General features: G+C 47.2%; 12 protein-coding genes. 7 read left to right on the forward strand and 5 right to left on the reverse strand.

Annotation, left to right across the window (positions count from 1 at the left end; all coding sequences use genetic code 11):
• Positions 1-14: 14 nt before the first annotated feature.
• The 5 genes from IEX98_RS26890 to IEX98_RS26910 all read right to left on the reverse strand — a co-directional run bounded on the left by IEX98_RS26890 (position 15) and on the right by IEX98_RS26910 (position 5,767).
• A complete protein-coding gene (locus IEX98_RS26890; protein WP_188892780.1) occupies positions 15-257 on the reverse strand; it encodes a hypothetical protein in 243 nt (80 codons plus the stop codon).
• 2 nt (positions 258-259) lie between these two features.
• On the reverse strand, positions 260-1,432 hold the full coding sequence (locus IEX98_RS26895; RefSeq protein ID WP_188892781.1) for a Ger(x)C family spore germination protein: 1,173 nt from the start codon (positions 1,430-1,432) through the stop codon (positions 260-262).
• On the reverse strand, positions 1,432-2,976 hold the full coding sequence (locus IEX98_RS26900) for a spore germination protein (RefSeq protein WP_188892782.1): 1,545 nt from the start codon (positions 2,974-2,976) through the stop codon (positions 1,432-1,434). Before IEX98_RS26900 ends, IEX98_RS26895 begins: the two co-directional genes overlap by 1 nt.
• A gap of 184 nt (positions 2,977-3,160) precedes the next feature.
• Complete coding sequence (locus tag IEX98_RS26905; protein WP_188892783.1) at positions 3,161-4,120, reverse strand: ABC transporter substrate-binding protein; 960 nt, start codon at positions 4,118-4,120, stop codon at positions 3,161-3,163.
• A gap of 105 nt (positions 4,121-4,225) precedes the next feature.
• Positions 4,226-5,767, reverse strand: coding sequence for a helix-turn-helix domain-containing protein (locus tag IEX98_RS26910; protein WP_188892784.1), 1,542 nt, complete (start codon positions 5,765-5,767; stop codon positions 4,226-4,228).
• Between the two features lie 267 nt (positions 5,768-6,034).
• Between IEX98_RS26910 and IEX98_RS26915 the strand changes: the two genes are divergently transcribed.
• From IEX98_RS26915 to IEX98_RS26945, 7 genes are all read left to right on the forward strand, one after another.
• A complete protein-coding gene (locus IEX98_RS26915) occupies positions 6,035-6,745 on the forward strand; it encodes a response regulator transcription factor (RefSeq protein ID WP_188892785.1) in 711 nt (236 codons plus the stop codon).
• Positions 6,746-6,748: 3 nt separating this feature from the next.
• Positions 6,749-8,158, forward strand: a complete 1,410-nt coding sequence (locus IEX98_RS26920; RefSeq protein WP_188892786.1) for a sensor histidine kinase — start codon at positions 6,749-6,751, stop codon at positions 8,156-8,158.
• Positions 8,159-8,221: 63 nt separating this feature from the next.
• Entirely contained in the window at positions 8,222-8,761 is a 540-nt protein-coding gene (locus tag IEX98_RS26925; RefSeq protein ID WP_188892787.1) for a hypothetical protein, read from the forward strand.
• 119 nt (positions 8,762-8,880) lie between these two features.
• Positions 8,881-9,999 (forward strand): FtsW/RodA/SpoVE family cell cycle protein, encoded by a 1,119-nt coding sequence (locus IEX98_RS26930; protein WP_188892788.1) that lies wholly within the window; start codon positions 8,881-8,883, stop codon positions 9,997-9,999.
• A 26-nt stretch (positions 10,000-10,025) separates the two neighbouring features.
• Positions 10,026-11,048, forward strand: a complete 1,023-nt coding sequence (locus IEX98_RS26935) for an LCP family protein (RefSeq protein WP_229692417.1) — start codon at positions 10,026-10,028, stop codon at positions 11,046-11,048.
• 141 nt (positions 11,049-11,189) lie between these two features.
• Entirely contained in the window at positions 11,190-11,711 is a 522-nt protein-coding gene (locus IEX98_RS26940) for a hypothetical protein (RefSeq protein WP_188892789.1), read from the forward strand.
• A 29-nt stretch (positions 11,712-11,740) separates the two neighbouring features.
• Positions 11,741-14,884 carry a GNAT family N-acetyltransferase gene (locus tag IEX98_RS26945; RefSeq protein ID WP_188892790.1) on the forward strand — a complete coding sequence of 1,048 codons (3,144 nt, stop codon included), beginning with the start codon at positions 11,741-11,743 and terminating at the stop codon, positions 14,882-14,884.
• Positions 14,885-14,892 lie beyond the last annotated feature (8 nt).

Below are 14,892 nucleotides of genomic sequence, written 5' to 3' on the forward strand. Positions count from 1 at the left end.
AACTGTTATAGAGCTTACGTATGCATGGGATTGAGCCAGCGAATGAATAATTTAGCCGGCCCGGTAAACAAATTGAAAATCCTGTCGAGGTTAGGCCAAGGCTGGGCTGTTAGAAAGACAACAGCAAGATAGAGGAGCGGCGCCAACATCGCGATGTACACTAGCCGATCCCGATTGCTGGCGGCCTTCACTTTCGGAATGTCATGGATCAGCATCGCGGAAGCGAGCAGTAGGACGCAGATGGTTTTTCCTAACACAGTTAATTATTCTCCTTCTTCCCAAATATGGTGCCTGCGTTCATGCCCGTACTTAACACATGAACTTGGACATGGGTTTGAAACTGCATTTGGGCAAGCTTGTCATTCCAATCGGGCTCCAGCTGTTTCCAGAGCTTCGGATTGTTCCGGTAAATTTGATTGCCGATTCCGAGCACATCCACTTTTTTGGCTTTAAAGGTACGAATAGCATGTTGAATCTGTTGCTCCACCTGATCCTTAATCGTCTGTTCGAAACGCTCCATATCTTGCTTGGTTTTTAGATTAGAGCATCGCAGTTCACCGGTTGTACCTTCAATCGACATATGGACGTCGACGGTTACCTTATCATTTTTCACTTTGGAGACCAATTGACTGTTGAAATTGATAATCTCAAGCGATTCTTTATTATAGATCTGCTTCTTCTCATGATTCATGCAAGGGAATTCAAACACCCCATACTTATATTTATCTGTCAGCATCATCAGCGTTTCGGTATCTTTCTCCTTAAGAAGCCCTACCATTTTCCCGTCTTGAATTAATGCAACCCCGGATATTGCCGCCTTATTATCTAAGCTGTTCTTATGCAGGTAAGGCATAGCAGAGGTTTTGGAGGGACTGCTTAGCTGTATCGCGAGATCATAAAGCGGAAGACTAGATGTCTTTGCGGAATAAAGAGATCCGGTCGTCTCCATCTTTCTATACTGTTGACCGATGGTCTGCTCGATAAATGGTTTGATATCCAGAAAATCTGCCGCCGATTTCTCAGCAATGATAGGAAGAATTGTGCCCCGCGGTTCATGGTCTCTTGAGAAAAAATCAAGCACTTCCCGGATGTTCAACGTTCTAGCCAATTTCTCTCCAATGATAATGACGCGCATATGATCCCACTTGGCCTTACGCCCGAATTTTGTAGGGATCTCACGCATCGCTTCAAAAAAGGTTTCTCCCGTTGTACGAATATTAATTCCTTGAGCTGCTGCGCTCGTTGCCATATCGGATTGCATTTTACTGGATGGGTTGTAAAAGTGGGTTGTAATATCGATAAAGTCACCCTCGCCTTGATCAATCGATATCGCTTGCACATAGCCATATTCATCCAGTTCATTATTATCCCAGCATCCGGTAATCACGCAAAGCACAAGAAATGAAGCGAGAAAGGAGAAGAGTGGCTTCACTATGATTTCTTCCTTCCCGCAGATTTTTTATGCAGATGCCGGCTTCGAGGCGAATGAACTAACAAACGTCTGGGCAACACGAAAATCGTGTCTCGCAGCCTTTTTACATCCAGTGGAGCTAACGAATCCAGATAAGGCTCCCCCAAGGAGCGCAGCGTAGCCAGGTGAAGGTAAATGAGAATAAAGCCTACCATGATGCCTAGTCCGCCAAACGTCGCGGCCAGAAACATTAACGGAAAGCGCAGAATTCGCAGTGCGACGGCCATATTGTATTGAGGAAGCGCGAAGGAGGCAATGCCCGTCAAGGCCACGACAATGACCATAACCGGAGAAGCAATCTGTGATTGAATAGCGGCTTGGCCGATAACCAACGCTCCAACGATGCTAACGGCCGAACCGATCGGCCGGGGCAGACGAATGCCTGCCTCCCGCAGCAGCTCAAAGAAAAACTCCATAATCAATGCCTCGATCATAGCCGGAAAGGGGATTCCTTCCCGCGTATCTAATATGGCTAGCAAGAGAACCGTCGGTATGAGTTCGGAGTGGAACGTTGATAACGCAATGTAGGTGCTGGGCAGCATCAGCGCTATGAGGAACGCAGCCAGACGAATCAATCGGATTAGCGAAGAGAAAATCGTCCGGTAGTAATAATCCTCACTGTTTGTAAAAAATTCAATGAATTTGCCCGGACAGATTAGCACCGCAGGGCTTCCATCGACTAAGGCAATGATTTTGCCATCCAGCAGAGAGGTAATTGCCGTATCTGGGCGTTCTGTATACCGGACTTGCGGAAAAGGAGAATAATTCGAATCATTAACCCACTCTTCCAGATAGGAAACTTCAATAATTTCCTCTTGATCAATACCCTTAATCTTTTGTTTAAACACTTCTAATGTCTCCGGCTTGACGACGCCATCCAAATAACCATAGGACACGGTTCTATGAGCTTTCTCCCCGGATGTGAAATACTCAAATTTAAGATCATGCGATTTCAGCAGACTTCGAATAACACCGATATTGCGGTCCAAGCTTTCAATGAAGCTGACATGCGGACCTTGAACGGTAGGCTCCGTGATGGGCTCGGAGGTTTGGCGCTGTTCGACATCAAGGGCGAAATAGGCGATTGCTTTAGGCCATCCGTTGAAAAAAATGACGACTTTACCGTCTAGAATGCCTCTGACGGCTTGCTGCATATCGCTCATAAGCTCCACGTTAGGGGAAGCTATGCCATGATTTTCAAAATAATGGACAATATCCTTAATCGTAACCGTCTCGGCAGGCCCCAGCTCATGCGGGACCAGATTTTGCAGCGTATCCTTTGCAAAGTTCGTAACGGTCGTTTTAGTTAACGTATCAAAGTAAACGGTAAAGGCCGAATGCTCCAAGCCTTGTCCATAATTCCATGGGTAGATTTTTAAATCTTTGCAGTTGGCAAAAAAGCCTTCGATCGACTTCAAGTTTTCTTCCAGGCGGGAAGAAATGTCCGGATAAGAAGGCTTGTCGGATGTAGGGTAGTCAGGTGAAGGATTAGGCAATTTCCGCATGCGAGTCTCCTGTCCGAATTGAAATATCGATTCATTTACATCTTTTCCCTGATGAGGGAAAGATATTCGGCAGCCATTGGAGCAGAGGAGCGGGGGAGCGGGCGGACTTTGTTCTGCTGGCTATAGTAGAATTAATAAAGCCGACTCCCATAGAGAAGTCGGCTTGTTGTTGTATGAAGCTATTTTATGGGTTTGCCAGCAGTTTTTGAACATCATCTGCGATCTTTAGGTTCGCATTAAGGCCCGTGTTGATCCAATAATCCCGGTCAACGCTGTAGACATGTCCAGACTTGACTGCATCAAGATTTTTCCATACGGAAGTGTTATAGATCGTTGAAAGCTCCGTGTTCTTCAAAGGATCGGCGCCATCCACCTGCATAAGGAAGATGTAATCGGCTTTCAACTCTGGCAGGTTTTCCAGAGAAAGCTCCTTCCAGTCGTTGCCCTCTGCTCCTGCCGGTACTTGCATCCCAAGCTCACCGTATACGACTTTGCCGCTGTACGTATTCTCCTGCATCAGCGAAAATGACTTGTCCGAGATGAGCATGATGGCTGCACGTTTGCCGGCTGTCTTGTCTTGTAGTGCTGATTTGATTTCAGCCATTTTGGTGTCATATTGCTTAAGCGCCTCATTCGCTTGATCTGTTTTGTTCAGCAGGTCAGCAAGGGTTAGCAATGTTTTTTTCCAATCCTTCGTTGCATCTTGGAAGACGTAGGTTGGAGCGACATTGGCGTACTGATCGTAAGCGCCATTCTGAACCCGTGCAGCGAACGGTATGATAAACAGATCGGGAGAGAAGCTTAATACGGCTTCGGGATCCAGACTGACGAAGTCCAGCTTAGGAACATCCTTAAGTTGAGGCTGCAAATAATTGAGCAGCAAATTGCCTGCCGACCATTGTGCTGCCGGTGTGACGCCGAGTGCCAGCAGAGCATCCTCCAGGTAAGGAGCAACGATGCGTTGAGGGTTGGCCGGAATCTTGACTTGGTTGCCCAGATCATCATTGACCGTTCGGGGTGAAGCTTGTGGCGTTGCCGTTTCATTGGCGGCGGGCGCAGTATTGTTCGCACTGCTGCAGCCGTAAAGCGCCGTAGCAAGAAGCAAGATTGCGGCAATAAGACGATATTTTTGTACGTAAAACATGGTTGCCCTCCTGAGACTGAAATTGAGAATCAATATTACTTAAGCTAGCATACTCGCTGCAGTAAGGGCTGACCATAGTCAATGCTAGGGATTAGAATGGACGATTTAAGGAAAAAGCCGAGCAACCTCACGGAGAATCCGCTCATGTCCCATCGCAGAGTATTCGAACCAGGGGTCCGGTTGAATCCGGTGCACCTTGCCGTTACGGACAGCGGACATCCATTGCCATTCGGGTCTTCCAGTCATATCCTTCCAAAGCTGCTGCGAGAGGGGATCGCTGCTGCTTGCTATTAACAGATGATCGGGATCGAGAGTGAGCAACTGCTCGGCAGTCAATGGTTCATAGACTTGTCCTGCAATATGATTGCCGGGATCCCGGAGCTGCAAATCCCCGTATAGTACGGTTCCAAGATTGCGGCTGCCAAACCGATGAATCTCACCATTTAGAATATAAATAGCCATAATCGTACTCTCGCGGAGCTGTGCGTTCAGTTTGCCCCGCAGCTTTGCCGCCTTGACCTCATAATGGTCAAGCCAGCGTTCTGCCTGGGTCGTTTCGCCAAGAAATTCGGCCACAATGAACAGATGCTGCCGCCAATCTTTATCCCACCAAGGAACGTAGAGCGTAGGAGCGATTCCGTCCAGACCGCTGCGATCGCTCTCTGGCAGCCAGTCCCCGGCGACAATGAGATCCGGTTTGGATTGTTGCAGCGCTTCAAGATTGAAGTCTCGATTCTCCTCCATGGATGGGTCGCGCAGATGAACCGGTATTTGCAGCTCGTATTTTTGTTTATAGAAAAGACAGAATTCCCGGTCCAGCGGAGCAGCATAGGGAATGTTCTGAAGTGCCAGTATTTGTCCCGTTATGGGGTAGTGAAAGGAGACAATCCGTTTATTGTCTCTTCTGGCATAGCGGGAAGGCGACATGCCTGTCGCTTGCTTGAACTGGCGGCTGAAATAGAAAGGGTCCCGATAGCCGACCGCTTGAGCAACTTGACGGGCCGGCGCATCGGTATTCTCAATGAGCCGGCGGGCGGCAGCAATCCGGACAGAGGTCAAATATTCGATGGGACTTTGGCCTACCAGCTTTTTGAACAATTCCATATAGTAAGAGGGACTGATGCTGGCCATGTTAGCCAGGCTTTGTACCGTCATTGCCTCATCATAATGAGAATTGATATATTCCTTCGTCTGCTCCACGGAGGTTCTGGCGTCAAGAGCAACCTGCCCACTGGATATCCGGTATAGCTCGTACATTAGTTCTTGAAAGTGAATCTGGGCACGGAAACGAACTAGAGGATCATCTGATCTGCTTAATTCTAAGACCTTATCGCAAAGCCTTACAATAGAAGCGATGTCAGAAAGCAATAGCTCTGCAGCTTTATGAGAACTCTCATGTTCCATTAGAAACAGATAGCCCTCTACACGTTCCGTCTCCGATAAAGCTTGTACGCTTTCTATATTATTATGCTGTGCTAAAAAATAGGCTGTGCTGCTCCGCCAGCGGGGCGAATGCGATCTCGTTACGATAAAAAGCATATCAGTGAAAGGGATAGCCGGCGTTGTAGGATATCCGGCACCATCCTTTAGCTGGAGTGAATCGATTAACTTGCGTATTACAGGCTTGAGAGTAGAGGCTTCCTTCATGCTGGTTGCTGGCTCCGATCAAATATATGACGTAATAGAAAGGTGAACACAATGTTCTTTTAATAAATGATAATATTTCTCAATTGGATCTGTCAAAGCGGAATTAAAAATACCTGTTTTAAAACGTATCTAACCGCTCTGGATTTTGACAAGTCCATCAATTTAGAGTAATATCCACATGTAATAATTTCGTATGGTATCAGAATGTGAAGCTCTCTTTAGTAGGAGAGCTTTTTTGCATTTCTGCTTGATAGAAATCCGGTTAGGATGGTGGCAGTCATAGTTAAAGCGAATCGGAATCAAGTGCTTATTGTTGAAGACGATGCTAATATTAGACGGTTTATATCGATTAATTTGATAAACAACGGATTCGTGGTGAGTGAGGCTGCAAGCGGGGAAGAGTCATTACAGCGTTTCACCGAGCATCGGCCGGGTGTTGTCGTTCTGGACATTATGCTACCTGATGCGGATGGGTTTGAGATCTGCCGGCAATTAAGAGAGCGGGAGCCCTCGGTGATCATCGTGTTCTTAACGGCGAGGGGACAAGATTTGGACAAAATCAAAGGGCTGGAAATCGGTGCGGATGATTATATAGTGAAGCCATTCAACCCGCTTGAGCTTGTAGCCCGAATTAAAGCGATATTGCGCCGGACAGAAACGGCTCTAAAGCCTGTAAGCTCTGTCATCGGCTCCGGTCCGATCCGAATGGATCTGAATGCGAATCAAGTATTCAAGCATGACAGCATGATCGAATTAACGCCGAAGGAATTTCAGCTGGTCCGAACGTTTCTCGAACACCCCGATACTGCACTATCCCGCAATGAATTGCTTAATCTCGTATGGGGAGAGGATTTTGTCGGAGACCCCAAGACAGTTGATGTTCATGTGCGGAAATTACGAGAGAAGATCGAAGAGGACAGCTCTAATCCGCAGCGGATCGAGACGGTATGGGGATTAGGGTACCGGTGGAGGAATTGAACAGTGAGTATTCAGAAACGATTAGTCGGAAGTTATGTGGCGGTTATATGTATTACTGTCCTCATTCTTGAAATTTTTCTCATTGTGTACGTCCGGTATTATTACCTTCATAATGTAGAGCGGAGTCTGATGAATCAAGCAGAGCTTTCTGCTTCCTTCTACGAGCAATACTTTGCGGATGCAGATCTCGAGGAGCAAGCGGAGCGATTGTTGAAAGGCTTTGCCCATAATTCAGATGCGCAAGTTCAGATTATTAACGCTTCGGGCCGGCTCCTCCAGGACTCAATAGGACTCCCTCAAGGCGACCTGACCATGACGAACTATTTAGATGTAAGAACCGCACTTCAAGGACATGCCGGAGCTTGGAGAGGGAAGGATCCATCCACGCAGGAATCGATATTAGCGGTATCTTTTCCATTGCGGTCACATGATGTTATTGTGGGGGAAGTCCGATTCGTTACATCCTTGACGGATACGATAACAACGGTTAAACATATTGCTGTTGTATTAATCAGTGTCGGGCTGCTAGTTATCGCTATCGTCACCATTCTTGGCCTGTTGTTGTCTTGGACGATCACAAGATCCATTAAGGATCTTAAGCAAGCTGCAGACCGGATGACCGAAGGGGACTTTAGTATAAGAGTGCATAAGCGCTATGAGGATGAACTTGGTTCTCTGGCAGACACCTTAAATATGATGGCAAGCCGCATTACAAAGAGCGAGCAGTTGAAAAATGATTTTATTTCATCCGTATCTCATGAACTGCGTACACCATTAACCTCAATTAAAGGCTGGATGATTACGCTTAAGACAAGCGGGAGCGACAATAAGCAGCTCCTTCATGAAGGGCTTGATATTATTGAATCGGAAGGGGACCGGTTAAATCACTTGCTGGAGGAGCTGTTGGACTTCTCTAAGCTGGATAACGGCCGGATTGTCATTCAACCTGCACCCGTTCATCTCGCACAGTTACTGCACCATGTCGGCAAACAGCTTTCCCCTAGAGCTGCCCGTCAAGCTGTCTCATTGGAAGTACAGACGGCTGATAATCTCCCTGTTCTTCATGCAGATGAGAATCGGTTGAAGCAAGTACTCATTAATTTAATTGATAATTCACTTAAATATACCGAGTCCTCGGGTCGGATTCTGCTTCAAGCTCATGCAGCTCCAGAGCAAGATCAAGTCGTTATTACCGTCGAGGACACAGGAATAGGCATTGCGGAAGAGGATCTTCAATACGTGCTGCAAAAGTTTTACAAAGCAGATCAGCATGCAACGGGCAGCGGTCTCGGTCTATCGATCGCAAATCAGATCATTAAGCTGCATCACGGCGAATTGCGTATCATGAGCGAGGCAGGTAAAGGGACGACTGTCCAAATTCACTTGCCGGTAAAAAATTTAACTATTTCATAACCAATTCGAGCTCATTCGAGGCTAGAATAGTAAATAATGTTGTCAGGAGAGTAGGGAATTATAATGCTCAATAAACACATTAAAGGCGGTATACTGTTGTTCGCGTTAGTGCTGCTTGGAGGGTGCGGGATTCCGACTACTCCTGCAGATACGATCAAGCCTCCTGTGTCGGAAGCGAGTATTCAACGTGACCAAATGAACCGTGAATTTATGAAGCTGCTGCCTAACAAGGCTCAGTTAATCGTTCCGATGCAAGGAAACGAAGGCGATAATATTACGTTTGGAGACATGGACGGGGACGGAATTAATGAAGCTGTCGTCGTATATGAAGAGAAGAAAGGAACAGGCAGGACGTTGAAGGCCGCACTATTCAAGCAAAACAATGCGAATGCGCAGTGGAAAAAGATTTTCGAAGTGAAAGGATTTGGCTATGGTCTGGATTTTGTCGGATTTCCGGATCTCAATCATGACGGCATGTCCGAGCTTGCACTCGGCTGGTCATTAGGCGCTGCAGGCAATGGCCTCGATATCTATGAGTTGAGTAAAGACAAGCTCGAATTATTGTCCAAGAAGGAGTATCAAGATACTCTCGAGCTGGAATAGGCCTTCTTAACGTATGCAGTCACAAAAGGAAAATATTGTATAGTCCGTCCGTAGCCCTGTGCGCTTATCGGATTATTTGTGATGCCCATTTTATAGAAAACAATAGATATAGAGGTTGAATGATGATTACTCGCTTTGCTGCAAAACTCGATAAATTCACTCTTTTCATCATGATATGCCTCGTCGCGATTGGTACCATTGCTATCTATGGAGCCACATCGGATACGAAATTAGATGGCTTGCATATTAGTTATTTATATTTATTTGGCGCTTTTTGCGTGCCGCTTCTGCTGCTCGCTTGGTTAGACTATCGAATTCTGGTAGGCAAACTATCCTACTTTTTCTATGCATTTGGCATTGGGATGCTCGTCCTCATTAAGTTTACTGGAGAGCACATCAACGGTGCAGTCCGGTGGCTCAGCATAGGCGGCTTTCAGCTGCAGCCTTCAGAATTGGTTAAAATTTTTACGGTGATGCTGATTGCACATGTATTAGGCAAACAAGAGGGGCGCCGGCTCCGCCTCATACAGGATATCATTCCGATTAGCATTATCTTTATCATTCCGATTCTCTTGATCATGCAGCAGCCTGATTTAGGCACAGCACTTGTTTTTATAGGGGCTCTGGTTAGCTTACTGTGGATGGGCAACATTCGTGCTATCTATTTAATCTCGTTAATTGGCGTTATAGCCGTTATTATCGGCACCGTCTTGTGGCTCTACACGGCTAACTTTGAACTGTTGTCCAAGCTTGTAGAACCCCATCAATTGTCGAGAATTCAAGCTTTTCTTGACCCGGCCAGCGATCCTGATAAATCATGGCATGTGAAAAATGCGATGTATGCAATTGGTTCGGGAGGAATGATAGGCAGTGACGCACATTTTGTCCGAAAAGGGTTCATTCCTTACGCGTATTCCGACTCGATCTATGTTGTGATAGGTGAGCAATTCGGCTTCATCGGCTCGGCTTTACTTCTGCTGCTATATTTTCTGCTTATTTACCGCATGATTCAGATTGCGAAAGCCAGCAGAGACCGTGAAGGTTCGTATCTCGTTATCGGACTCATGGGCATGTTAGTTTTTCAAATATTCGTCAATATCGGCATGCATGTGGGATTGGTGCCTTTGACCGGGATTTCCTTGCCTTTCATTAGCTACGGAGGAAGCTCGCTGCTTAGCAATATGGTTGCGATAGGCCTTGTTCTAAGTGTAAACGTACATAAAAATGATTTGTATTAGACGAAATGAGTGGAGTGGAGGAAATAATGTCTACCGAACCGAAGAGACCGAGAAAGAAAAAAGCAAGCCGCAAACCTATGCTGATTATTGGCCTGACCGTTGCGGCGCTCCTGCTGGGAGTTGGCGTTTATGCAGGTTATATTTATATGAAAGCGAATGATGCGATTCAGAACATTGCTGCTCCTGCGCCGGAAGACGGCCCGGATGATTATGTAAAGAAGGATACCTTCGAACCTATGACCTTCCTTCTTGCCGGCGTAGACAGCCGGGATGGGGGCGATGGCATGATGAATGCAGATGTACTGATGGTAGTCAGTTTCAATCCGCAAACCCATTCTGCAAGCATGTTGTCGCTGCCGCGCGATCTGCTGCTAAAGCCATCGGGCTTGCCATCCCGTAAAGCTAATTATTATTATGCGCATTACTTCATCAAGGACAAGGATCAGGTCATTCCGAATACGAAGCATTTTTTCTCTGATTTGCTAGGCTTCCCGCTTGATCATATGGTCGTCGTCAACTTTGACGCGCTGCGGCAGATGGTTGATGTGCTTGGCGGACTGCAAATCGATGTTGATATGGATATGAGATATCGAGATACAGTAGACGGAACGAATATTAATCTCAAAAAAGGTCTGCAGAAGCTCAATGGTCAACAAGTGCTAGACTATGTCAGATACCGCAAATCCAATCAAGGCACGCAGGAGTCCTCTGATTTCGCACGTAACGACCGGCAGCAGCAGGTTATTAAGCAGATCATTGAGAAGCTCGGCAACTTTCAAGGGATCTCCCAATGGGGCAAAGTATTGGACATTATCGGCGACAATGTGAAGTCGGATATTCCACAGCCGGAGCTTCAACAATGGATTTATAGCTTCAATAAAATTAAGCCCAATGAAATTCATACTTTGCAAATGGATTCCGTATGGAAAAGTCCTTTTGTCTATGTAAAGAAAGAAGATTTAGAACAAGCGTTGCTAGAGTTGGGGAAAGAAGCGGGGGTTCAATCGGATATTTCGTTCAAAGAACAAAATTTCGGTCTTATGGATTAATTGTAATAGAGCAAGCTGGGGCGAAGTTTGATTTCGCTCCGGCTTGTTTTTTTTTCATGAAGGATGAGAAGAAGCGTTAGATAGATGCTTCCATTATATGGTATGATAGGTTTGTCTCTATTTTTTTGGAGGAGGTGAAGCATGAAATATTGTCTTGATCGTGGCGACACAAATTTTATTGCACTAGTCAATGCAGATCAATATGAATCATTCGTAGATGAAGATTGGCAATTTGATGCGCTGCTGCAACATTTCTCAGATGAAATGCAATTAGGCCGCTTATTGGTTTTTCAAATGACGGAAGAAGGAATTGAACATTCCTGGACGATAGAAGTTCGATTTGGAGCCAGCTTGGACGGTAAAGAGTGCTTTAGGCGAGTAGAAGGATACATTGAAGTAACGGCTAATACTTTGTACATAGCCGATTATGATGGTCTGACGATGGCTGCGCAATTTAGAGATGAAACGATTCCTGACGCTAGTAGCGCCAGCCGCGTCATTGAATTGAACAACGGCTTCTATCAGGTCGAGGTCTTACAATTCTATAATGCCGATCAAAATGAATATGTAGGCGAAGATCAAATCGATATGGTCATAAATTTGAAGGAAGTACCTGAGCTTGGAGCGAATCCGGACCAAGTCATTTGGTGCAGCTATTTGTAATAGTTAGTTGATAATAAGGAGATGAGAGCATGACGACGAATACCGCTGCGGAGCAAATCCGCATTGTTGAATACGACCCTTCCTACGCTGGAGCGCTCGCGGATATGTGGAACTTGAGCAAGGAAAGCTGGGGAGGCGGCAATGATCAGAGGACGGAGGACACCGTGCGACGGGAGATGGAGACTTCGTCGAATCTTCATGCGTTTCTCGCTGTCGATGGCAAGGAGGTTGTAGGCTTCTGCAGCTTCGCCCACTATCGCCAAGACGAAGGGGCGCTCTATGTACCGCTGTTGAATGTGCGCCCAGATTATCACGGCCACAAGATCGGACGTAACTTGATTCTGAATGCGGTAAGCAAAACAGTAGAAGCGGGATGGCCGCGTCTAGATTTGTTTACATGGGCGGGCAATACGAAAGCAGTGCCAATGTATAAGAAGTGCGGCTTCTTCTGGGAAAAGAATGAAGATTACGTTCATCTGATGAACTTCATTCCGACTATTCTGCAGACGGAAGCGCTTGCTCCATATTTCGAAGAACTGGACTGGTATGCAGACAGCACCCGTGAGCTCGTCATCGAACCGGATGGCAGCCGGGAGCGCGGCTTCGACTTCATGGAGTATACCTGGAGCAAGGGAAATATCGCCGTGAGAGCGGAATTTGAGAGATCCGGCCGCGGGTTAACTGCGCTGGATACGCCTGACTATAGCATCTCCACCGAAGTTGACAACCATGGTCTCGTATTCGGATCAACCTACCCGGTCCGTTATGGGATTACGAACAAGTCTGCTTCCGAGCTAGCCATTGAAATTAAAGGCGAGGACGATAAAAATATCCGTTTTGCACTGGCTGCTGCAAGAACGCTCGCCCCTGGAGAAACCGTCATCGTGGACGGAGAGTTCGCGCTTGATCCGATCCGGGAAGAGCAGAATAACAAGAAGACCCATCCTGTTGTCAGAAGCCACTGGGTTATAGGCGGCAAACGGGCCGAATTCCGTACTGGTGTCGCTCCGAAATTCCCGGCCAAAATGAATGTAGAGCTGCCTGGACAGGCACTTCATCCTGGCGCTCCTGCAGAGCTTTATTTGAACGTGGAAAACAACTATTCCACAGAAGCGGAGTTCGCTTTTGTGCTGCCAGAAGAAGATTGCGTAGAATGGACTGATCGGCATGTGCGATTCACTGTTCCAGCCAAGGGCAAAGCTTCGATTCCGGTCGCTTTTATTTTGCGGACATATGGGCTTTACTCGACAGAGGTTGAGGTGTCGGCAACTCCGGGGGACGGGGAATCTGTTTCCTACACAAGCAAGTTGTCCGTCTTATTAAAGGGGACACATGGACGCTTCGGAGGGGAACATGGAGGACAATGGGTCGCCGTGAACGGTGCATTCTCCGTCCATCTCAGCAAGCATGATAACATGATGTGGGTCGAATATCCTGGCTCGCATCATAGCTTCTGGTACACCTATCCGAAGCTGGGCAAGCCATTCGCAGAGGAATTTTCCAAGAAGCAAGCGAAAGAAGTGAAGGTCTACCCTGAAGGGGAAAGTCAGATTCTTGAAGCGCTCTACGAATCAGAAGATTTCCCCGGTATCGAGATCAAATCGATCGTCAAGCTGCTTGCAAGCGGCGTTGCAGAGTTTTATTATGAAATATGCAATGCCGGGGGACGAGAGCTGGAAGATAATGTTTATTTGCTGACGAACTTCGGGTTTTTCGGCAACCGTCTCATCCTACCTTATCAGGGCAGTTATGTAGATATGGGTAATGCTTACACCGGTGATCCGAGTCTGTGGGACAGTGCCCAAATTACAGAGAACTGGCTGTTTAGCAAAGAAGCTAACTGCGCATGCGGCGTCTGCTGGGATCCTTCCTTGAAGCTGCTGCGTCCAGAATATACGTTAGGTCTGGAGCAAGATCTTGGCACACTCTCTGACGGAGCTGTAGTGCGGACCAAGCCGATTGTATTTGCGCTGAACACATTCGCGAAGTGGTGGGATTTCCGTACTTTCGCGCAGAAGCAATATGATCGGATAGTACCGGTGCTGGACAACCATCTTGAATTTAAGCTTGGCGGCGGCAATCCGTTCGAAGCAGGTCCTCTGCAAGCAGAATTAACGGAGAGAAAGATGATTCCGCTCACTGGCAGCTTGGAGCTGTATGTTCAGAACGGTGAGAAAGCAGAGCTGAAAGTTGCGGATATGGTAATTGAACGAGCTCAGGATTTGCGTTCAGCAGGCTTTGAGTTCGATCCTGAGGAAGGCCCGGCTTCTGGAGACGATCAATCGGGCTGGAAGGTACGGGCCGTTTATCGCGGTGAAGATTGGATTCAGGAGCGGTCGGCGTTGTGGTTCCCGCAAACGGAAGCAAGCGTCGTTCGTGAGATAGAGGAAGGGCCGGCAGGTGCTGTCTTTACAGTGAGCAATGGAGTCCTTTCCATAGCCGCTGCTCCCGGATTCGGAAGCGTTGTGCACTCCTTGAAGCATCAAGGGGAAGAATGGCTGGACAGCTCGTATCCAGAAGCAGCCCCTAATTCATGGTGGAATCCATGGTACGGCGGACTTGGCGTCAACATCTCCGGCTTGAACGGCTTTACCCGTCAGGAGGAGCCGAGAAGTGCCGCATGGGCAGAGCGCACCGATGTATACGGAAACGTCTGGAAGGGAATCCGATTAACGACTGCCATCGAGAAGCAGGAAGCGAATCGGGGGATTAAGGTCCACCAGCATTATTTGATGCTGCCTGGCGTACCTGTTCTATGTATCCTGCATTCGGTAACCAACGAAAGCGGCGTCGTATTGCCGCATTATTCACTTTCGGACGATCATTTCCTTAAGCCTGCGGCCATCTTCTCTGATGGATGGCTGGAATTGCCTGGTGAAGAAAGATTCCTTGCCGGGCAGCTGTCCGCCCATCTTCATTCCAAAGGAGTTTTGCGAATCGGCGGGGCTTCGCGTCAGAACCGTCTGCATGCCGTCAGTAATCCAGACAATCACAATCAGTCGGCGTATGTGAACAATAAAGTATGCAGCTATGGAGTGAATCATCATGTTACGCTGCAGAACGGAGCAACGGTCTGGACACAGCCGACATTTCTAATTTTAGGTCGCATCAATGTGTTGCCGGAGGATGTCCGGGACCTTCTGAAGCTGACCTTTCCAAGCACTTCCACATAAAGGAGACC

It is taken from the genome of Paenibacillus radicis (ex Gao et al. 2016) (assembly GCF_014641555.1).
GTDB lineage: Bacteria > Bacillota > Bacilli > Paenibacillales > Paenibacillaceae > Pristimantibacillus > Pristimantibacillus radicis.

Excerpts from the sequence above, each read along its gene's own strand:
- IEX98_RS26900 (WP_188892782.1), bottom strand. The coding sequence starts at position 2,976 with ATGCGGAAATTGCCTAATCCTTCACCTGACTACCCTACATCCGACAAG.
- IEX98_RS26905 (WP_188892783.1), bottom strand. The coding sequence starts at position 4,120 with ATGTTTTACGTACAAAAATATCGTCTTATTGCCGCAATCTTGCTTCTT.
- IEX98_RS26910 (WP_188892784.1), bottom strand. The coding sequence starts at position 5,767 with ATGAAGGAAGCCTCTACTCTCAAGCCTGTAATACGCAAGTTAATCGAT.
- IEX98_RS26915 (WP_188892785.1), top strand. The coding sequence starts at position 6,035 with ATGGTGGCAGTCATAGTTAAAGCGAATCGGAATCAAGTGCTTATTGTT.
- IEX98_RS26925 (WP_188892787.1), top strand. The coding sequence starts at position 8,222 with ATGCTCAATAAACACATTAAAGGCGGTATACTGTTGTTCGCGTTAGTG.
- IEX98_RS26930 (WP_188892788.1), top strand. The coding sequence starts at position 8,881 with ATGATGATTACTCGCTTTGCTGCAAAACTCGATAAATTCACTCTTTTC.
- IEX98_RS26935 (WP_229692417.1), top strand. The coding sequence starts at position 10,026 with ATGTCTACCGAACCGAAGAGACCGAGAAAGAAAAAAGCAAGCCGCAAA.
- IEX98_RS26940 (WP_188892789.1), top strand. The coding sequence starts at position 11,190 with ATGAAATATTGTCTTGATCGTGGCGACACAAATTTTATTGCACTAGTC.
- IEX98_RS26945 (WP_188892790.1), top strand. The coding sequence starts at position 11,741 with ATGACGACGAATACCGCTGCGGAGCAAATCCGCATTGTTGAATACGAC.